Source organism: Variovorax sp. TLI9-5A (assembly GCF_056867935.1).
Map to the genome: position 1 here is coordinate 3,671,855 of NZ_CP200310.1, position 20,449 is coordinate 3,692,303.

General features: G+C 67.6%; 11 protein-coding genes and 1 pseudogene. 7 read left to right on the forward strand and 5 right to left on the reverse strand.

Going from position 1 to position 20,449, the window contains the following annotated elements; translation table 11 throughout:
- Positions 1-11: 11 nt before the first annotated feature.
- From glgX to glgB, 5 genes and pseudogenes are all read right to left on the reverse strand, one after another.
- Positions 12-2,176, reverse strand: a pseudogene (gene glgX / locus AC1VNX_RS17340) (glycogen debranching protein GlgX).
- A gap of 33 nt (positions 2,177-2,209) precedes the next feature.
- Positions 2,210-2,998, reverse strand: a complete 789-nt coding sequence (locus AC1VNX_RS17345; protein ID WP_483157808.1) for a mechanosensitive ion channel family protein — start codon at positions 2,996-2,998, stop codon at positions 2,210-2,212.
- 38 nt (positions 2,999-3,036) lie between these two features.
- Positions 3,037-6,339, reverse strand: coding sequence for a maltose alpha-D-glucosyltransferase (gene treS, locus AC1VNX_RS17350; RefSeq protein WP_483157809.1), 3,303 nt, complete (start codon positions 6,337-6,339; stop codon positions 3,037-3,039).
- Positions 6,340-6,351: 12 nt separating this feature from the next.
- Positions 6,352-8,421: an alpha-1,4-glucan--maltose-1-phosphate maltosyltransferase gene (locus AC1VNX_RS17355; RefSeq protein WP_483157810.1), complete on the reverse strand. Its 2,070-nt coding sequence runs from the start codon at positions 8,419-8,421 to the stop codon at positions 6,352-6,354.
- A complete protein-coding gene (glgB, locus tag AC1VNX_RS17360; RefSeq protein WP_483157811.1) occupies positions 8,418-10,310 on the reverse strand; it encodes a 1,4-alpha-glucan branching protein GlgB in 1,893 nt (630 codons plus the stop codon). The genes AC1VNX_RS17355 and glgB overlap by 4 nt, the downstream gene beginning before the upstream one ends.
- 389 nt (positions 10,311-10,699) lie before the next feature.
- Between glgB and AC1VNX_RS17365 the strand changes: the two genes are divergently transcribed.
- The 7 genes from AC1VNX_RS17365 to AC1VNX_RS17395 all read left to right on the forward strand — a co-directional run bounded on the left by AC1VNX_RS17365 (position 10,700) and on the right by AC1VNX_RS17395 (position 20,419).
- A complete protein-coding gene (locus AC1VNX_RS17365; RefSeq protein ID WP_483157812.1) occupies positions 10,700-11,908 on the forward strand; it encodes a glycoside hydrolase 100 family protein in 1,209 nt (402 codons plus the stop codon).
- 193 nt (positions 11,909-12,101) lie between these two features.
- The gene (locus AC1VNX_RS17370; RefSeq protein ID WP_483161973.1) at positions 12,102-14,417 is read left to right on the forward strand and encodes a hypothetical protein; all 2,316 of its coding nucleotides are present in this window, start codon (positions 12,102-12,104) and stop codon (positions 14,415-14,417) included.
- 199 nt (positions 14,418-14,616) lie between these two features.
- Positions 14,617-15,474 carry a DUF6502 family protein gene (locus AC1VNX_RS17375; protein WP_483157813.1) on the forward strand — a complete coding sequence of 286 codons (858 nt, stop codon included), beginning with the start codon at positions 14,617-14,619 and terminating at the stop codon, positions 15,472-15,474.
- Positions 15,471-16,883 carry a DUF5666 domain-containing protein gene (locus AC1VNX_RS17380; RefSeq protein WP_483157814.1) on the forward strand — a complete coding sequence of 471 codons (1,413 nt, stop codon included), beginning with the start codon at positions 15,471-15,473 and terminating at the stop codon, positions 16,881-16,883. Before AC1VNX_RS17375 ends, AC1VNX_RS17380 begins: the two co-directional genes overlap by 4 nt.
- Positions 16,884-17,154: 271 nt before the next feature.
- A complete protein-coding gene (locus AC1VNX_RS17385) occupies positions 17,155-17,634 on the forward strand; it encodes a hypothetical protein (protein WP_483157815.1) in 480 nt (159 codons plus the stop codon).
- 327 nt (positions 17,635-17,961) lie between these two features.
- Positions 17,962-19,650, forward strand: a complete 1,689-nt coding sequence (locus tag AC1VNX_RS17390; RefSeq protein WP_483157816.1) for a sensor histidine kinase — start codon at positions 17,962-17,964, stop codon at positions 19,648-19,650.
- Between the two features lie 76 nt (positions 19,651-19,726).
- Positions 19,727-20,419, forward strand: a complete 693-nt coding sequence (locus AC1VNX_RS17395) for a response regulator (RefSeq protein WP_483157817.1) — start codon at positions 19,727-19,729, stop codon at positions 20,417-20,419.
- Positions 20,420-20,449 lie beyond the last annotated feature (30 nt).

Here is a 20,449-nt window from a genome sequence, read left to right on the forward strand (position 1 = left end):
CTGTTTCATGGTCATGGCCGCACGTCCGGCCGGCTCAACACCACGAGCGAGCGGCATTGCAGCGGATAGGCGGGCTCGCTCCATGCCGGCGCACGCGCGGCCGCGTCCTCGGTGGTCAGCGGCGGCGCGGTGTTCGCGGTGTCGACCAGCAACCGCCACGCGCCGTGCGGCGCCGCCGGCAGTGTGAAGGCGATCTCGTCGTGGTGGGCGTTGAACAGCACGATGAAGTCGTCGTCGTGCTGCGCCTCGCCGCGCGGGCCCCGGTCGACGATGCCGCCACCGGGGATGTACATCGCGATGCAGCGTGCGTTGGCGTCGTTCCAGTCCTCGGGCCGCATCTCGGCGCCGTCGGGCCTGAGCCAGTGCACGTCGGTCACCGTCTCCACCTCCGCCGGCCGGCCCGCGAAGAAGCTGCGGCGCCGGAACGAGGGATGCGCGCGGCGCAGCGCAACCATCCGCTCGACGAAGGTCACGAGCGCCAGCCGCTCGGGCGTGGGCGTCCAGTCGAGCCAGCCGAGTTCGTTGTCCTGGCAGTAGACGTTGTTGTTGCCTTGCTGCGTGTGGCCGCGCTCGTCGCCCGCCAGCAGCATGGGCACGCCCTGCGACAGCAGCAGCGTGGCCAGCAGGTTGCGCTTCTGGCGCTCGCGCAGGGCCAACACCTCCGGGTCTTCGGTGGGGCCTTCCGCCCCGCAGTTCCAGGAGATGTTGTTGCTGCTGCCGTCGCGGTTGTCTTCGCCGTTGGCCTCGTTGTGCTTGTCGTTGTACGACACCAGGTCGTGCAGGGTGAAGCCGTCGTGCGCGGTCACGAAGTTGATGCTGGCGGTAGGCCGCTTGCCCGACCAGCCATAGAGATCCTCCGAGCCGGTGACGCGCCGGGCCAGCTCGCCGACGAGGCCGCCGTCGCCCTTCCAGAAGCCTCGCAGGCCGTCGCGATAGCGGTCGTTCCATTCGGCCCAGCCGGGGGAAAGTTGCCGACCTGGTAGCCGCCATGCCCCAGGTCCCAGGGCTCGGCGATGAGCTTCACGCGGTTGAGCGTCGGGTCCTGGCCGATGGCGTCGAAGAAGCCGCCGAGGTTCTCCACCTTGCCCGACTCGCGCGCCAGCGCCGAGGCCAGGTCGAAGCGGAAGCCGTCCACGTGCATTTCCTCGGTCCAGTAGCGCAGCGAATCCATCACCAGCTGAAGCGCGTGCGGATGCTCCAGGTTGACGGTGTTGCCGCAGCCGGTGAAGTCGTCGTAGTAGCGCCGGTTGTCGCCATTGACGATGTAGTACGAGGCGTTGTCCACGCCGCGCATCGAGAGCGTGGGCCCGAGCTGGTTGCCTTCGCAGGTGTGGTTGTAGACCACGTCGAGGATCACCTCGATGCCCGCCGAGTGCAGCGTCTTCACCATGGTCTTGAACTCCTTCACCTTGCCCGAGGCGCTGTAGCGCATTTCGGGCGCGAAGAAGGCCAGCGTGTTGTAGCCCCAGTAGTTGCGCAGGCCGCGCTCCGACAGGTGGCGGTCGTTGAGGAAGCCGTGCACCGGCAGCAGCTCGACGGTGGTGACGCCCAGGCGCCTGAGGTAGTCGACCACCGGCGCGCAGCCCAGTGCCGCGTAGGTGCCGCGCAGCGCGGGCGGCACGTCGGGGTGCGTCATGGTGAAGCCGCGCACATGCATCTCGCAGATCACCATGTCCTGCCACGGGATCATCGGGCGGCGGTCGTCGCCCCAGGTGAAGGCGGTTTCGAGCACCCGGCCCTTGGGCATGAGCGGCGCGCTGTCGCGGCGGTCGAACGACAGGTCTTCGCGCTTGCCGCCGACTGTGTAGCCGTAGAGCGCGTCGCCCCAGCGCAGCTCGCCCACCAGGTCTTTCGCGTACGGATCGAGCAGCAGCTTGTGAGGATTGAAGCGATGGCCCTCCTCGGGCTTGTAGGGGCCGTGCACACGGTAGCCGTAGGCCTGGCCGGGGCGCGCCTCGGGCAGGTAGCAGTGCCATACGCCGTCGGTGCGGTCGCGCAGCGCAATGCGCTGCAGTTCCTGGCGGCCGCGGTCGTCGAAGAGGCACAGCTCGACCTTCTCGGCGTGCTGCGAGAAGAGCGCGAAGTTGACGCCCTCCCCGTCCCAGGTGGCGCCGCGCGGGTAAGGCTGGCCGGGCCAGACGGCGGTGATTACGGGGTTGGCGTTCTTTGATGTCATCCGATGGCAGTGGGTTGGAACGAGATGCCGCGTTCAGCGCGGTGGACGGTCGCTGTCGTGGCGCGGGTGCGGTCCCGTGCCGGCGACGACGGAAGAAGGATGCGGCGACGGCGGAGGCGGTGGAGGCGATATCGGCGGCGCCGGCCTGCCCTCCCTGGCCTCGCGCGGCCACCAGCGCTCGATGCATGATTTCGCCCAGTCCTTGCCCGCGAGCCCGAAAGCCAGTGCCAGCGCGAAGACCGCGCCCGCGAGGATCACCAGGAAGCTCTCGCGCACGATGTCGCCGCCCACCTTCACCTGGTCGAGCGCGATCAGGATCACGAAGGCCATCACTGCGTACTGCGCGGCCTTGGCGAAGAGCGCGGCGTCCTGCATCTTCACGCCCCGGAAGTAGCTGGCCACCGCGTCGCCCACGAAGCGCGCGAAATACGAGCCGAAGGCCAGCACCAGCAGCGCCACGAACACGTTGGGCACGAACCACACGATGCGCCCCAGCAGGTCGGCGATGTAGCTCAGCCCCATGCCGTTGAAGGCGATCAGCAGCGACGCCAGGATCACCAGCCAGTACGCCAGCACGCCGAACAGGCTGCTGGTGTCGCCCGCCAGTCCGCCTTGGCGCAGGAAGTTGTCGAGGCCGGCGCGCTCGGTCAGCACGTTGAAGTTGACGGCGCGCAGCGCCTTCGTCACGGCGAAGCGCACCGCCTTGGCCACGAGCCAGCCGACGAACACGACCACCAGCGCAACCAGCAGCCGGGGAATGAAGGCGCCGACCTGGTAGAGGATGGCGCGCAGCGGCTCCAGGTGAATGCCGAAGTTTTCCATGGTGGAGTTCCCTTGATTTCGCCAGGTTGGCCCCGGGTTCAGCTGCGTCCCGGCCGCACCAGCCCGAGCACGCCGTGCAGGGGCACCTGCACCCAGTCGAGACGGTTGCCGAGTTCGTAGCGCAGTTCGTAGAGCGCCTTTTCCAGCTCGAAGAGAGCAAGAAGCTCGCCATCCAGCGCCAGGCCGTAGCCGGCCAGGAAGGCATCGCGCGTGGCCTGCTCCCAGGCGATGGCCGGGCCGGCGAGGCGTTCGGCCTCCTGCGGGCTCTGGGCCACGCGGCGCAGCGCCGACCAGCGCGCGTAGTTGAAGGAACGCAGCATGCCCGCCACGTCGCGCAACGGCGAGCCCTTCATGCGGCGCTCCTCGAAGCTGCGCGCGGGCTCGCCCTCGAAGTCGATGATGACGAAGTCGTTGTCTTTCACCAGCACCTGGCCGAGGTGGTAGTCGCCGTGGTAGCGGCTGCGGATGCCGCCGCCTTCGGCCGGGCGCCTGGCCTCGATGCTGGCGCGCAGCGTGGCGCCGGCATCCAGCAGCGTGCGCGCATCGGTCTGCGCGGCGGGCGGCAGCAGCTCGAAGCGTTCGCGCAGAAGTTCCAGCGTGGCGGCCGCGTCGGCCATGGCCCGTGCCTTGAAGCCGGTGGCATCGGCGGCCGTCAGCGGCTCCGGGTCGAAGGCCGCCGAGCCGGTGCGGGCGGCCAGCGCCTCGTGCAGCTCGGCGGTGCGACGGCCCAGCGTGGCCATCAGTGCGAGAAAACCGCCGTGCACTGCCGCCACCTCCGGCGCCTCGCCGTCCGATGTGGCCACGTCGCGCAGGAAGCGCTCCAGGTAGCCGAGCGTGTAGTCCCAGCCGTCGCCCTGGTTGGCCACGTAGCTCTGCACCATCGCGAGCGTCATCGTGCGGCCGTCGGCTGCCATGTACTCGAGCGCGCCGAGCACCGGCACGCAGTGCGGGTAGCGCGCCACCTCGGTGAGGAAGCGGCCCATTTCCAGCTCTGGGTTGATGCCCTCGTGCAGGTGGCGGTAGCCCTTGAGGAAGAGCGTCTCGCCGAGCGTCACCACCGTGTTGCTGCTCACGCCGCTCGGACGCCCGACGGGCAGCGCGTCGATGTCCGCCATGGTCTCGGCGAAAGCGGCCGTAGGCCTGAAGACCAGCCTGCCGCTCGCCGTAGGCAGCTCCCCTCCCCGGCCGATGCCGCGCACCAGCTCGCGGCAGAAGGCCTCGTCGTAGAAGGCATCGCCCATCAGGCCGACCTGCGCCTGCTGGCGCACCTTGGCGAGCGCGGCCTGCGCGACGCCGGCCATGCGCTCCTCGTCGCGCTCCTCCCAGGCGAGTGCGAGCGGCATGAAATAAGTGGCGCCGCCGGGCGGACCATCGAGTTCGAGCAGCGGCATCAGCCAGCTCAGGCCGTTCACTTCCCACACGGCGTGGTCGGCCAGCCGCGCGCGCTGGATGGTCGTGCCCTTGGAGGCGTACCAGCGCTGGATCTCGATGTGGCGCGGCAGCGTCTCCAGCTCGAACTGGTTGCGCATGCGCTCCGACATGCCGATGCGCCACGGCATCACGCGGTCGCGGAAGAAGCTGGTCCAGCCGTCGAACAGCACCAGCGTGGGCCATTCCTGCAGCGCCACGCCTTCCTGGTGCCAACTGGGCGCATCGGCCTCGGCCGTGAGCTTGAACCAGTAGAAGCCGTACGAGGCCAGCGTGAGCAGGTACGGCAGCTCGCCGATGGGCGGGAACGGCGAGCGCCCCAGCATCTCGATGGGCACGAAGCCCTTGAACTCCGACAGGTCCAGCTCCACCGGCTGCGCCGCGCGCGAGAGGTTGAACACGGTGAGGATCACGTCGGTGTCGTACTCGCTCAGGTACGCCAGGATCTTGCGATTGCCGGGCTTGAGGAAGCGGCGCCGGCCCCGGCCGAAAGCGTGGCTGGTCTTGCGCACGGCGAGCATGCGCTTGGTCCAGTTCAGCAGCGAACTGCTGTCGCGCGCCTGCGTCTCCACATTGAGCGCCTCGTAGCCGTACAGCGGGTCCATGATCGGCTGCAGGTACAGGCGCTGCGGGTCGGCGCGCGAGAAGCCGGCGTTGCGGTCGGGGTTCCACTGCATCGGCGTGCGCACGCCGTTGCGGTCGCCCACGAACACGTTGTCACCCATGCCGATCTCGTCGCCGTAGTAGATGATGGGCGAGCCCGGCATCGACAGCAGCATGCCGTTCATGAGCTTCACGCGGTCGAGGTCGTTCTCCATCAGCGGCGCGAGGCGTCGGCGGATGCCCAGGTTGATGCGCGCGCGCATGTCGGCCGCGTACATGGTGTACATGTAGTCGCGCTCCTTGCTGGTGACCATCTCCAGCGTGAGCTCGTCGTGGTTGCGCAGGAAGATGGCCCACTGGCAGCCCTCGGGAATGTCAGGCGTCTGCGCCATGATCTCGACGATCGGGTGGCGGTCCTCCTGCGCGATGGCCATGTACATGCGCGGCATCAGCGGGAAGTGATAGGCCATGTGGCACTCGTCGCCGTCGCCGAAGTACTCCCGCACATCCTCGGGCCACATGTTGGCCTCGGCCAGCAGGAAGCGGTTCTTGTACTGCGCGTCGATGGCCGCACGCAGCCGCTTGATCACCGCGTGCGTCTCGGGCAGGTTCTCGTTGCTGGTGCCGTCGCGTTCCACCAAGTAAGGGATGGCGTCGAGCCGGAAGCCGTCCACGCCCATGTCGAGCCAGAAGCGCATGGTCCTGAAGATGGCCTCCATCACCGCCGGGTTGTCGAAGTTCAGGTCGGGCTGGTGGCTGAAGAAGCGGTGCCAGTAGTACTGCTTGGCTATCGGATCCCAGGTCCAGTTGGAGGTCTCGGTGTCGGTGAAGATGATCCGCGTGCCCTGGTAGATCTGGTCGGTGTCGCTCCACACGTAGAAATTGCGCTCGGGCGAGCCCGGCGGCGCGAGCCGCGCGGCCTTGAACCAGGGATGGTCGCTGGAGGTGTGGTTGATGACCAGCTCCGTGATCACCCGCAGGCCGCGCTTGTGCGCCTCGGCCAGCATCTCGCGGAAGTCGTCCAGCGTGCCGTACTGCGGGTGCACGTCCTCGTACTCGGAGATGTCGTAGCCATCGTCGCGCAGCGGCGATGGGTAGAAGGGCATCAGCCAGATGGTGTTGACGCCCAGCTCCTTCACGTAGTCGAGCTTGGCGGTGACGCCCTTGAAGTCGCCCATGCCGTCGTTGTTGGAGTCGAAGAAGGCCTTGACGTTGAGCTGGTAGATCACCGCGTCGCGATACCACAGCGGGTCGTCGCTGTTGTCGATCTCTACGGTCTCGAGCGCGATGTGGGAGACGGGTGCGTTCATGTGCGGGCGGCCTCACAGGAAGTAGTCGAAGTCGCGCTCGTCGCCATGGCGCCTGCGGACCACGAAGATGTGGGCGGGCACGCTGCGCGGATCCAGCCGCACGTAGTGCCAGTCGCCCTGCCATAGAAAGCGCTGCCCACTGAGCAGGTCGTGCATCTGGAAGGCGCGCGAGGGCGGGTTCACGCCCACGCTGGCGGGCTCCAGGCCCACCCAGCCTTCCTGCACGTTGTGCGGATCGAGGTTGACCACCGTCACCACCACGTTGGCGCCGTCGGCCGAGCTCTTGGCGTAGGCCATGAGCTGCGGGTTGTCGATGTGCAGGAAGCGCAGCGTGCGGTCCCACTGCAGGGCCGGGTTCTCGCGGCGGATGCGGTTCACCCGCGCGATGAAGGGCGCGAGGCTGGCGGGGTCGTCGTGGTTCCAGTGGCGCAGCTGGTATTTCTCGGAATCCAGGTATTCCTCGCTGCCGTGGCTGCGCGGCAGGTGCTCGCGAAGCTCGTAGGCCGGCCCGTAGATGCCGTAGTTGGCCGCCAGCGTGGCGGCCAGCACCAGCCGCGACATATACACGGCCGGCTCGCCAGTCTGCAGTTGCTCGTGCAGGATGTCGGGCGTGTTGGGCCACACGTTGGGGCGGAAGTAGTCGATGCCCGGCTCGGTCGACAGCTCCGTGAAGTAGTCCTGCAGTTCCTCCTTCGTGGTGCGCCAGGTGAAGTAGGTGTACGACTGCGAGAAGCCCAGCTTCGCGAGCCGGTGCATCACCTTCGGCCGCGTGAAGGCCTCGGCGAGGAAGATGGCATCGGGGTGCTCGCGCCTGACCTCGCCGATGGCCCATTCCCAGAACGGGAAGGCCTTGGTGTGCGGGTTGTCCACGCGGAAGATGCGCACGCCCTGCCGTATCCAGTGGTCGATCACGCTCTTGAGTTCGGCCCACAGCGCTCGCCAGCCCTCGCACTCGAAGTTGAAGGGATAGATGTCCTGGTACTTCTTCGGCGGGTTCTCGGCGTACTGCACCGTGCCGTCGGGCCGCCAGCGGAACCAGTCGGGGTGCGCCTTCACGTAGGGGTGGTCGGGCGCGCACTGGAAGGCGATGTCCAGGGCGATCTCCAGCCCGTGCTCCGCCGCGCGCGCCAGCAGCCGCCGGAAGTCCTCCTCGGTGCCGAGCGCCGGCAGGATCGACTTGTGCCCGCCCTCCTCCGCGCCGATGGCCCAGGGGCTGCCCACGTCGCCGGGGCCGGCCTCCAGCGAGTTGTTGGGGCCCTTGCGCTGGATGCGGCCGATGGGGTGGATCGGCGGAAAGTACAGCACGTCGAATCCCATTTCGGCGATGGCTGGCAGGCGCGCCTCCACGTCCGCGAAGGTGCCGTGCACGCCGGGCTCGGTACCCGCCGAGCGCGGGAAGAGTTCATACCAGGTGCTGAAGCGCGCCCGCTCGCGCTCCGCCACCAGCGGCAGCTCCACCGCGTGGCGCGCCTCATGGCGGCGGTCGGGATGGCGCCGCGCCAGCACGGCGTATTCCTCGTCCAGCGCGAGCGCTTTCAGCGCGGCGATGTCCGCGCCGGGGTTGGCCGCCGTCGCGTCGAGCTCCGTGGCCCAGCGCTGCAGCGCGGTGCGATCTTCGCCCTCGGCCCGTGTGGCGGCGGTGGCGATCTCCAGCGCGCCGACCTGCGCCGCGACGCGGATGTCGGCCAGTTCCACGCGCCGCGTCATCTCGTGACGCCAGGAATCGAAGGGATCGACCCATGCCACGACGGTGTAGACGTAGCGGCCCGCAGACGGCGGCGAGAAGCCGGCCTCCCACACGTCGTTGCCCAGCGGCTTCATGGGCACCTCGCGAAACTCGGGCTGTTCGTGCGCGCGCCAGCACAGCTGCACGCGCAGCACGTCATGGCCGTCAGTGAAGCAATGGGCGCGCACCGTCACGCGTTCGCCCGCCACGCACTTGGTGGCGAAGCGGCCGTTGTCGATGGCGGGGAGCACCGCGTCGATGACCGCCCGGACATCGCCGTGCCCCATGTCCGCCTCGGGGCTGCTGCTCGCAGTAGCGGCAGTCGCGGCGTGCCTGGTCGAGAAAATGTTCTTCATGAGGGCCGGTGCTCCAGGATCAGCGTGGACAGCGGCGGCAGGGTGAGGCACACCGATTGCCTGCGTCCATGGGAACCCACGGGCGCCGCCTCGACGCCCCCGAAATTGCCCCAGCCCGAGCCGCCGAACTCGGTGGCGTCGGTGTTGATCACCTCGCACCAGCGCCCGCCCAGCGGCACGCCCAGCATGTAGTTGGTGCGCGGCACCGGGGTCATGTTGCTCACCGCCAGGAGCGGCGGGCTGCCGTCGCCCGCCTTGCGCAGGAAGGCGAACACGCTCAGGTCGGCCTCGTCGGCCGCCAGCCATTCGAAGCCGGCGGACGAGAAATCAAGCCGGTGCAGCGCGGGCGACGCGCGATAGACGCGGTTGAGTTGCGACACCAGCCGCTGCAGCCCCGCGTGGCCTTCGAGCCCGCTCACCCACCATTCGAGCTCGCCGTCGTGCGTCCACTCGCGGCGCTGGCCGAATTCGCTGCCCATGAACAGCAGCTTCTTGCCCGGGTGCGCCCACATGAAGCCGTACAGCGCGCGCAGGTTGGCGAACTGCTGCCAGTTGTCGCCTGGCATCTTGCCCAGCAGCGAGCCCTTGCCGTGCACCACTTCGTCGTGCGAGAACGGCAGCACGAAGTTCTCGTGGAAGGCGTAGACCAGCGAGAAGGTCAGCCTGTGGTGGTGGTACTTGCGATGCACCGGCTCTTCCTTCATGTAGGCGAGCGTGTCGTGCATCCAGCCCATGTTCCATTTCTCGCCGAAGCCCAGGCCGTCCATGTCGGTGGGGCGCGATACGCGCGGCCAGGCGGTCGATTCCTCGGCCACGGTGAGCGTGTCGGGGTGCTCGCGGTAGACGGCTCGGTTCAGCGTCCGCAGGAAGTCGATGGCCTCCAGGTTCTCGCGCCCGCCGTGCCGGTTGGGCACCCAGCCGCCATGGCCGCGCGCGTAGTCGAGGTAGAGCATCGACGCCACCGCGTCCACCCGCAGGCCGTCGACGTGGTACAGGTCGAGCCAGAAAAGGCCGGACGACACGAGAAAGCTGCGCACCTCCGGCCGGCCGTAGTTGAAGATGCTCGAGTTCCACTCCGGGTGGAAGCCCTGGCGCGGATCGGCATGCTCGTACAGATGCGTGCCGTCGAAATACGCGAGCCCGTGCTCGTCTGTCGGGAAGTGCGAAGGAACCCAGTCGAGCAGCACGCCGATGCCCTGCTGGTGCAGGTGGTCGACGAGGTACATGAAGTCCTGCGGCGAACCGAAGCGCGCGGTGGGCGCGAAGTAGCCGGTGGTCTGGTAGCCCCAGGAGCCATAGAACGGATGCTCGGTCACCGGCATCAGCTCGACGTGAGTGAAGCCCATTTCGAGCACATAGGCCGCGAGCCGGTGCGCGATCTCGCGGTAACCCAGAAAGTGGCCGTCATCGCGGCGCCAGGAGCCCAGGTGCACTTCGTAGACCGACATCGGTGCATCGAGCGCGTTGCGCCTGGCGCGATCGGCCATCCATTCCGCATCGCCCCATTGGTACGAAAGCTCGCAGATGCGCGAGGCGGTGGCGGGCGGCAACTCGGCGGCGAAGGCGACCGGGTCGGCCTTGTCGACCGTGTACCCGCCGTGGCGCGAGCGGATGCGGTACTTGTAGGTCTGGCCCATCGCGGCATTGGGAACGTGGCCGCTCCAGATGCCGGTGCCGTCGTGGTCGGGCTGCAAGGGATCGGCATCGCCGGACCAGTAGTTCCAGTCGCCGACCACCGAGACCGACTCCGCGTTCGGCGCCCACACAGCGAAGCTTGCGCCGCCACCCGCATCTGGATGGCAGCCCAGCAGGTCGTACAGCCGGGAATGGGTTCCCTCGCGGAAAAGGTAGGCGTCTTGCCCGTTCTGGCGTGTTTGATTCGACGGCACCAGCGCTCCTTCGTTGAAGACCAGCGAAAGGGCTCATCGAGGATCGACCTCGGCTGACCGTTCTCGCCTGACCCGATTCAATTTGCAGGCGCACGCAAGGGTGTGGTTAAGGTCTGTGCCGACTCACCATGTCGGAGAGCTGCCCGTCCGATCGCGTACTGGACGCGGTAGAACTACTACCTCGTCGATGGCCAGAAGTGCCTGCGGCCGGGAAAGTCCGTCATGCCTGTCTCCATTTGTCTGTTTGCCGTTTTCTCGGAGATTTCGCACGCGCGGATGCACCCGGCAATGGAATTTGCCGCCAGTTCGGGCAGGACCTTGCCTACACCCGCGTCCGCGCGCGAACCGGTGGTTGATTAAAAAAGTGAGCCAAGCCACGATATGAATTCATGACCGCCCTGGACAAGACCCTTGACGACGCCCTCGACGACACCGGGCGCTCGCTGATCGAAAGCTGTTCGCAAGCGTCCCTGGCGCTTCTGGAGCGCAACCTGACGCCGCACGGCATCCTGGCGGCCGAACGGACCGAGGCTGCCGTGGCGCGGCGCTACACGCGCATCTTCGGACGCGACGCCGCGATCTGCGTGATGGCCATGTGCGGCAGCGGCGTGCCCGCGCTGGAACAAGGCGCCGTGGCCAGCCTTGATGCGCTCGCGGCGCAGCAGGCGGCCAACGGGCAGATTCCCAAGTACGTGGACCCGGAAGGCCGCGACGCCGACTTCTGGTATCTGGGCTGCATCGACGCCACGTTGTGGTGGCTGATCGGCGTGGACCATGTGCGTCGCCACGGCAGGGTCGGCGCCTCGCGCTGGGAAGAGGAAGCAGCCCGCGCAATTGGCTGGCTGCTGGCGCAGGAGCACCAGCACTTCAGGCTGCTGCAGCAGAACGAGGCCAGCGACTGGGCCGACATCATGCCGCGCTCGGGCTATGTGCTCTACACCAACGCGCTCTGGTACGAGGTCAAGCGCCGCTTTGCGCTGGACCACGCGGAGGCGACGCAGCACCACTTCAACCATCTGTTCAATCCGTTCCAGCGCGACCTGCCCGAGTACCACCGGGCGCGGCTGCTGCGCCACTACGCGCGCCGCGGCCGGCGCGATCCGGGGCTGTACCTGAGCTTCGTGAACCTGGCCGTGGTCGGCGACGAGGGAGACGTGTTCGGCAACGTGCTGGCCATACAGAGCGGACTTGCCGATTCGGCCATGGCGCGCCGCATCGTCGACACCATCGACCGGGCGCATGCGGGCGAACCCTGGCCGGTGCGGGTGGTGCTGCATCCGCTGCCGCGCCAGCACGCCCTGTGGCGGGCCTACATGGGGCGCCACAGGCAGAACATCGTGCACCAGTACCACAACGGCGGCATCTGGCCCTTCGTCGGCGGCTTCTGGGTGATGGCGCTCGCGAAGCTGGGCGAGCACGAAGCGGCCTGGTCCGGGCTCGCAAGGCTGGCGCAGGCGAATGCGCTGGACGACTGGCGCTTCACCGAGTGGTTTCATGGCCGCACGCTGGCGCCCATGGGCATGGCCGGCCAGAGCTGGAACGCGGCGACTTTCCTGCTTGCACGGCGCGCGCTGCTGGGAGGCGAGGCGGGCTGGTGACCTGGCAGGCCCCGGCTCGCGCGGGGGTACCGCGCGCTTCAGGCGCTTCAGGCGCTTCAGGCGCCGCGCGATGTCGATGGATGTCGGCATAGACCGACATGGCTGCGCGCCCTCTGTCCTCAGGCCTCGCGGGCCACGCGATCTAGCCTGCTGTCCAGACGAAGAAATCGCGTGCGTGCCTGCCCTTGCCTGCATGCATGCACGCGCATCAAGCCGCAGGAATTCCAGCCAAGTGACGACCGCCACCATCACCCACACCCACACAGTCCCCGCCGGCGTCCCCGGCACCAGCACGCCATCCGCCACATCGACTACGCACCGATGGCTCTTCATCCGGGCCGGCGGTCTCGACCAGGTGGTGTTTCGCAGCGGCGAGGACATCGAGCACATCGCCGAGCTCGACCAGAAACTCTGGGTCGCGCTCGCCTGCCCCACGCGCGGCATCGATTTCGACGCTCGCACGCTCGACCTGATCGACACCGACGGCGATGGTCGCGTGCGGCCGCCGGAGGTCATCGCGGCCTGCCAGTGGGCCTGTGAACGCTTGCGCAGCGCCGACGCGCTGCTTGCGGGTGGCGGCACGCTGTCGCTGGACGATCTCGACGACGGGAGCGCCGCAGGCGCCGATCTGGCGAAGGAAGGCCGGCGCATCCTCGACCTGCTCGGCAAGAAGGACTCGAACACGCTGACGCTCGCCGACATTTCGGACCGCAGCGAGTGGCTGGCGGCCATGCGCTTCAACGGCGACGGGGTTGTCACGCCCGACACCGCCACCGACGACACGCTGCGTTCGACCATCGAGGAAGCGATGCGCACCCACGGCAGTACGCCCGACCGCCACGAGAACAAGCCTGGACTCGATCGCGCACGCGCCGAAGCCTTCATGGCCGATGCGAAGGCCGTGCGCGACTGGTACGCGCATGCCGAGGGCGGCGGCGAAGTACTGCTGCCGCTGGGCGATCGCACGCTGGCTGCCGCCGAGGCTCTGCGCGCGGTCGCGGCCAAGATCGACGACTTCTTCGCACGCTGCCGCATCGCTGCCTATGACGTGCAGGCTGTGGCGGCACTGAACCCATCGCCTGAGGCCTACGACGCACTATCGAGTCACACGCTGGACGTGGGCGCGCAGCCCATTGCCGAGTTGCCGCTGGCGCCGGTCACGCCAAGCCGGTCGCTGCCGTTGCGCGGGACGAGCCTGAACCCGGCCTGGACCGAAGCGATGGCCGTGTTCGCGCACGACACGGTGACGCCTCTGCTCGGCGAACACGGCGACGCGCTGGAAGAAGAGCAATGGCAGTCGCTGCGCCGCCAGCTCGCGCCCTGCGAAGCATGGATCGCCTCACGCCCCGCCAACCCGCTCGCCAACCTCTCGCGCGAGCGCATCGATGCCCTTCTCGCGACGCAAGACGCCCTCCTCTCGCTCATTGCCGAAGACGAGGCGGCCGAGCACCACAACCGGCTTCTGGTCGACCTCGAGAAGCTGCTGCGCCTGCAGCGCGACCTGCTGGTGCTGCTGCACAACTTCGTGTCGTTCAAGGCCTTCTACCAGCGCGAGGGCGCCATCTTCCAGGCCGGCACGCTCTACCTCGACGGGCGCAGCTGCGAGCTCACAGTGCAGGTGCAGGACACCGCCCGGCACGCGACGCTGGCCGGCCTGGCCAAGACCTGCCTTGCCTACTGCGACTGCACGCGCCAGGGGCAGAAGATGAGCATCGTCGCGGCCTTCACCGCGGGCGACGTCGACTTTCTGTTCGTCGGGCGCAACGGCGTGTTCTACGACCGCCAGGGCCGCGACTGGGACGCCACCATCACCAAGCTGATCGAGAACCCCACCAGCGTCGCGCAAGCCTTCTTCGCGCCCTACAAGAAGTTTGTGCGCCTGATCGAGGAGCAGGTGGCCAAGCGGGCGGCGGCGAGCGAGGCCGGTTCGCAGGGCGCTTTGCAATCGCTGGCGGGCCGGGTCGCCACGGCGGACCAGGCGGCGAGCGCCGATGCTTCATCGAAGCCCCCTGCCCGTCCGGGCGTGCCGCCGGTCGGCAGCCGGATCGACGTAGGCACCGTGGCCGCGATCGGTGTGGCGCTGGGCAGCATCAGTGCCGTGCTGGTCGGCATCTTCGGCAAGTTCATCGACCTGGGGCAGTGGATACCGGTGGCGCTCGCCGGCATCGTGATCGCGATCTCGGGGCCCAGCATGCTGATCGCCTGGCTGAAGCTGCGCCAGCGCAGCCTGGGGCCGATCCTCGACGCGAGCGGATGGGCCATCAACGGCCGCATGAAGGTCAGCGTACGGCTTGGGGGCATGCTGTCGCAGACCGCGCGCGTGCCGCCGGGTGCGAAGCGCATCGCGGCCGATCCGTACCGCGAACGGCATGGTCTTGCGGGTGCGGTGGCTGCGGCCTGCATCGTCGGCGCGGTGGCGCTGCTGGCCTGGCGCATGGACTGGCTCGACGGCCGGCTGCCGCCACGGCTGCAGCACGATCCGGCGGCCGTGACGGCCCCGGGGGCCTGAGCGGGAACTCGGCGCAAAGGCATACCGGGAGAAGCCGCCGTAGGGCGTGTTGCTTCTTTACACCCGCCGATCGGCCAGTGGTAGTCCAAAGCATTCACATACATACTGTTGCGCTGGACAATTGCAAACAGATCGCAACTGGCGACCTGTGCCGCCAACCCCTCTTTGAACCGCAGTTTCGGGAATATCGCTCGACTCCATGGAACATCGGCTGGACTGGACCCTTGCTGCCTGCGCCCGGATTCTCCGGCCGGTGGTCAGGCTTGCGCTCGCGATGGGGGTCAAGCATCCGCACCTCGAGGAGCTCCTGCGCGACCTGCTGATCGAGGAGGCCCAGCGCAGTTGGCGCAACCAGGGCGTGCCGAACCCGAACTTGAGCCAGCTTTCGGTGACGACCGGCCTCAACCGCAAGGCGGTCACCGCCAAGGTAAGGGCAACCACTGATCCCCTGCCCCATACCGAACTGTCGGCAGCGGCCAAGACTTTCACGTTGTGGTTGCAGATGCTTACTAAAGATGACACGTACCGGCGCCTGCCCATCACGGCGGGCCACGACGCGCCCTCCTTCGAGGCCGTCGCGCGCCTGAGCAGCCGCGGCAACGTGCATCACCGCACCATCCTCGACGAGTTGGTGCGCCTGAACATGGTGAGCGAGGACGAGGACAAGGGTGTGGTCGAGCTCACCACGGACGGTTTCGTGCCGGTGGAAGACCTGCAGTCGATGCTGGCCTTCCTGGGCGACAACGGCCGCGACCATCTGCTGGCGGCCGTCGCCAACACCCTGGGCGAGGAGCCCAGGATGCTCGAGCGCGCGGTGTATGCGCGCGGGCTCACGCTTGCGGAATGCGAGCAGATCCAGCGGCTCGTGCGCGAGCGCTGGACGCAGCTGCATCACGAACTGGCGCAGGAGATGTCACGGGCGGTCGACGAGGCCCCCGGCGGTGCGAAGGGACGCATCCGGGTCGGCATCTACACCTACTACGAAGACGAGCGAGCCGAGCGGGCGCCAGCGGCGCCGCCGCCGCCCCCATCAGAAGAAAGAGAGCCCAGGCCATGAGCACGATGAAGACACCTCGCAGGCTCCTGCTCGGACTCTTGTCCGCCTGCTTCATGGCGCTGCTGCTTTCGTGCGGCGGGGGCGGAGGCGGCGGAAGCAGTGGCGGCTCCGTCGTGGGCCTCGGGGCCGGCACGGGCGGCACGCCCGCGGCGACGGGCACCGGGGGCGATTCCACCGGAACGGGCTCCGGAACAGGTACGGGAGGAGCCGGAACCGGCGCCACGGGGGATTCCGGCGGGACGGGCGGCACAGGCAGCACGGGCAGCACGAGTGGCGATGCCAACGGAGGCACGAGCACAGCCGGCAACAGCAACACCGACGGCTCCGGCGTGGGGTCCGGCGGCACCGGGGTAACCGCGGATGCCGCAGGCATCGGCGCGGCGGACGGCCTGGGCAGCATCATCCTCAATGGGCTGCGCTACGACACCGACAGCGCCACCTTCACGATCGAAGACGCAACCGAGCTGCAGATCGGCATGAGCGCGCGCGTCGCGGGCAAGGTCGACGCCAACTTCACCAGCGGCATTGCAAACCAGGTCGTGTCGGCGGCCGAGCTGCGGGGAACGGTCTCGAACATCGACATCCCGGGCGGCACCTTCCTCGTGATGGGCATCAGCGTCAGCATCGACTCGGCCACGGTCTGGGGTGACGCGAATGGCCTGTCGGACGTCAAGGCGGGCAACACCGTCCAGGTCTGGGGGCTGCCGGGTGCGCCTGGCACGCTGCGGGCTACGCGCATCCAGGTCTCGCCCACCCTGACCGATCCGCTGGTCACAGGCGCGGTGCAGAACCTTGTCAAGGCGAGCAAGACCTTCATGCTTGGCCAGCTGACGGTGAACTACAGCACAGCCGTCTTCACTGGGCTGGATGAATCGTCGCTCGCCAATGGCGTCGTCGTGCGAGCCCGGGGCGCCACGGCGCCGGTCGGCGGCGTGCTCACTGCCACGAAGGTCCAGGGGTGGTACGCCATTCCGATGGCCGATGGCGTGGCAGTTCAGCTCGCGGGCGTCATCACCGACTTCGTCTCGCGCGGCTCGTTCAAGGTGCTGGGCACGCCGGTCGATGCGACCAACGCGCAGATCACCGGCGGCCCCGTGGGCTCGCTCGGCAACGGCGTGAAGGTCGAGGTCGACGGGTTCATGTCGGGCGGCGTGCTGGTGGTGAAGAAGCTGCGCATCCGCAATGTGCCGGGCACGGGCGGGCCGGCCTCTTTCACCCTGATCGGCGCCATCGGCGGGTTCACTCCCCCCGCCAGCTTCAGGGTCCGTGGCCAGCCGGTGGATGCCGACGGGGCTGTCTTCGAGAACGGAACCAAGTCCGACCTGCGCAACGGCCGGAAGGTGACGGTCGTGGGCGACCGGGTGATCGACGGCGTGCTGATCGCTCAGCACGTGACCTTCGCGCCCTGAAACCGAGAAATCCTTCACGAAACAATCTCTCGACAAGGTCGAGCGGCAGGAGTACAACGAAATGACTAAAGTGAAAAAATCACATTTAAAGCGTTTATGTCCCTGTGGCCCCTTGACGATCGGAAATTGTGTGCCTGCGGCGTTCTGCCCGCGGTAACGCTGTTACACGTCCTGAGGCGGCATCCGGGATCAGCGCTGCGATGCGGGCATCCGCCCGCAGCTCTTTCCCATTGCTCGATGTGCACCAACGACGGTGCAGACGGGAGCATGTATGCCGCTCACTCTCCTCCTCCGGCTTCTGCACGAGAAGTTTCCGGTCACGCTCACGGCTGAACCCGACATCAGGCACGCCTCGGTCCTGATGGCCACCGGGCTTGTCGAAGCCGAGTTCCATCTGGACCACTTCGGATACCAGCAATACGAGAGCGCGGTGGTGTTCGACATCACGGAAGAGGGACACGCGGAAATCGCCAGCCTGAACGCCGGCGGCGCCGCAACTGCGCTCGAGGACCAGGCGTGGCCCGTCATGCCCCTGGACTACCTGCGCAAGATCGGACAGTCGGCCTTCCCGCTGCGCATCGATGACCCGGCGGAGATCAACTCCGTCGCGGTGCTGAACGCGGCGGGCATGGTGGAAGCAACCCTGCCCCCTCCCTGCCGCAGCAGGCAGAACCCCCAGAAATTCAGGCAGGCGGTTGTGCTGCGGGTCACTCCGCTGGGGCGAACCGCGCTGGTCCAGCGCCGGGCCTGAATCCTGGAACACGGTTTCGCCATTCGCACTGAACGGGTACCTGCAAATAACGCACTCCTCGCCGGCCGGCTGGCCCGCCCTCCTCGACCGCCAGCCGAAAACACGTCGGCCAGACATGAATGAAACCGAATGCAACAAACGTCACAAACCGGCGTTACACCTCCAGCCCCATTGTTTTCGACTACCAAAGTAGTAATGTGAAACCTTCACATACATCCCTTTCAGGTGTGAGGAGCGAATTCCAAAATGACACCGTGCCGCTTCGCCAGCAGCCACCCCTTTGCGGCCCGCGTCGCCTGATCCACCTCGTGCCGGGAATCGCTCTCCATGCTGGCCCATACCACTGCTACCCCCGACGCCGGCACCAGCGTCGCCGCGGATGCGCTCATGGTCTCGCGCATGCGGCTGGTGCTCTCGGTCTCGGCGCTGCTGGCGGTGGTGGTTGATGCCGGCGACCATAAGAATCATGTCAACGGCGCCGTCTGGCTGGCCTTCTGCGGCTACGTCTTGCACAGCCTGCTGGTGTACGCATGCACTCGGATGGGCCGCCCTTACTTCCAGGGCAAGGTCATCCACTGGTCCGACGTGCTGTGGTTCACGCTCATCATCTTCGTGACCGACGGCGTACAGAGCCTCTTCTTCCTTTTCTACTTCTTCGCGATCCTCACCTCCGCCTTCCGCTGGGGCTTCGAGGAAGGCGCCCGCGTCACGGTGGCGTCGGTCGCCTCCTTCGCCGCCTGCGGCCTCGCGACCAGCACCGGCTACGACGCACCCCAGCTGCTGATGCGCAGCACCTTCCTGCTGGCGCTCGGCCACATGATCGTGCACTGGGGCGGCTCCAAGCTGGGCCTGCAGCGCCGCCTGGCGCTCCTGGGCGACGTCAGCCAGCTCTCCAACCCACGCTTCGGCGCCGGCCGAACCATTGCCCGCACGATGGAACGCACACTGGCCTTCTTCAGGGCCAGCCATTGCATCCTGCTGACGCATGACACCGCCACCGGCAACTGGGTACTGCGCACCCTGCGCAAGAACGACGCCTGCGAGCACGTCAGCGTCGAAACCATCGGCCGCATCGCCGACTCCCCGCTCATGGCGCTGCCGGCTGATCACACCGTGCTCAGCAACCGGCTGCCCTGGCCCCTGAACCGGCTGTACGCCCAGAGCCACGTCTTCGAGGCGGGCGCCGCAGACGGCTGGCGCGTCGAGGACGATGAAGGCGCCCAGCGCTGCGAAGCCGTCACGGCAATGCTGGAGGCCCGCGCCTTCATCAGCGCTCCGCTGCCGATGCGGCTGGGCGAAGGCCGTGTCTTCGTGTCGTCGCGCGACGGCCTCTTCAACAAGTCCGACGCCCTCTTCCTCACGCACCTCATGGAGCAGATTTTCCCGATCATCGAAACCATCGAGGTGCTCGACCGCATGGCCTCCGAAGCCGCCACGACGGAGCGCCTGAAGTTCGCGCTGAACCTGCACGACACCGCAGTGCAGCCCTACATCGGCCTGCGCATGGGGCTGTGCGCCCTGCGCAAGAAGGCCACCGCCGACAACCCGCTGAGCGAAGACCTCGAAAAGCTCGCCGACGTGGCCGACGGCGTCATCGCCGACCTGCGCCGCTATGCCGGCGAGGTCAGGCAAGGCGCCAACAGCCCCGGCGGCCTCGTGCTGCCGCAACTGCACCGCCAGGCCGCGCGGATCAAGGGCCTCTACGGCATCGACATCGCCATCGCCATCGACGGCCCCCTCCACCTGGACGACCGGATGACCGCGGAAGTGTTGCAGATGGTCGGCGAAGGCCTCAACAACATCTGCAAGCACACCCAGGCTCGCCACGGCAGCGTGCGCCTGGCCTGCCGCAACGGCCGGCTGCACGTGCGCATCGAGAACGAAGCCGGCGAAGAGAGCTTCACCTGCTTCAGGCCCCACTCCATCACCGAACGCGCAGCGGCCCTCGGCGGGCGCGCGCAGGTCCGCCAGTGCGAGAGCGGCGCCACCGCCGTGCTGGTGGAAATCCCGATCTGAGCAAGAACGACGAATCCCCGGCAGCAAGCGCTGCACCGACCAAGAAACAAGCCGAAGCCAAGTCAAGGAGCCCGCCATGCAACCAGCTGCCACCAACCCCATCAGCGTCCTGCTCGTGGACGACCACCAGACCATGCTGTGGGGCCTGTCCAGGCTGATCGATGGGGAGCATCCGCGCATGAAGGTGGTTGGCACCGCCTCTTGCTGCGAAGACGCCGTGACCACCTCGGAAAACCTCACGCCCGACGTCATCGTGCTCGACCTGGACCTCGACGGCCACAGCGCTCTCGAGATCCTGCCCAAACTGGTGGCGAACGCGGTATCGCGCGTCATGGTGCTCACGGCGGAGCGCGAGCAGCGCACGCTCGACCTCGCGGTGCTGAACGGCGCACGCGGCGTGATGTGCAAGGACGCTCCGGCGCAGCAGGTGATCGACGCCATCGAGCGCGTCCACAACGGCGAGCTCTGCGTCGATCCGCAATCCATCGGCCGCGTCTTCTACGAACTGACCTCGGTGAAGAAGCAGCAGCCCAAGGCTGACCCGGAAGCCGCCAGGCAGTCCTGCCTGACGCACAAGGAGCGAGAAATCATCCAGACCGTCGTGACAGGCAGCGGCGCCTCGAACAAGGCACTTGCCGCGAAGCTCTTCGTCACCGAGCACACGCTGCGCAACCACCTCACCTCGATCTACCAGAAGCTCGGCGTGACCAACCGCCTCGAGCTGTACATCTACGCGGTCAAGCACCAGCTCGACGCTGCCCCGCACTGAAGAAAAGACGGAAAAAGAGCAAAGCCAAAA

Bases quoted from the DNA above. Each gene is read 5' to 3' on its own strand.
- AC1VNX_RS17380 (WP_483157814.1), top strand. From the start codon at position 15,471: ATGAGCACGATGAAGACACCTCGCAGGCTCCTGCTCGGACTCTTGTCC.
- AC1VNX_RS17345 (WP_483157808.1), bottom strand. From the start codon at position 2,998: ATGGAAAACTTCGGCATTCACCTGGAGCCGCTGCGCGCCATCCTCTAC.
- AC1VNX_RS17365 (WP_483157812.1), top strand. From the start codon at position 10,700: ATGACCGCCCTGGACAAGACCCTTGACGACGCCCTCGACGACACCGGG.
- AC1VNX_RS17370 (WP_483161973.1), top strand. From the start codon at position 12,102: ATGCATGCACGCGCATCAAGCCGCAGGAATTCCAGCCAAGTGACGACC.
- AC1VNX_RS17385 (WP_483157815.1), top strand. From the start codon at position 17,155: ATGCCGCTCACTCTCCTCCTCCGGCTTCTGCACGAGAAGTTTCCGGTC.
- AC1VNX_RS17355 (WP_483157810.1), bottom strand. From the start codon at position 8,421: ATGAAGAACATTTTCTCGACCAGGCACGCCGCGACTGCCGCTACTGCG.
- treS (WP_483157809.1), bottom strand. From the start codon at position 6,339: ATGAACGCACCCGTCTCCCACATCGCGCTCGAGACCGTAGAGATCGAC.
- AC1VNX_RS17375 (WP_483157813.1), top strand. From the start codon at position 14,617: ATGGAACATCGGCTGGACTGGACCCTTGCTGCCTGCGCCCGGATTCTC.
- AC1VNX_RS17395 (WP_483157817.1), top strand. From the start codon at position 19,727: ATGCAACCAGCTGCCACCAACCCCATCAGCGTCCTGCTCGTGGACGAC.
- AC1VNX_RS17390 (WP_483157816.1), top strand. From the start codon at position 17,962: ATGCTGGCCCATACCACTGCTACCCCCGACGCCGGCACCAGCGTCGCC.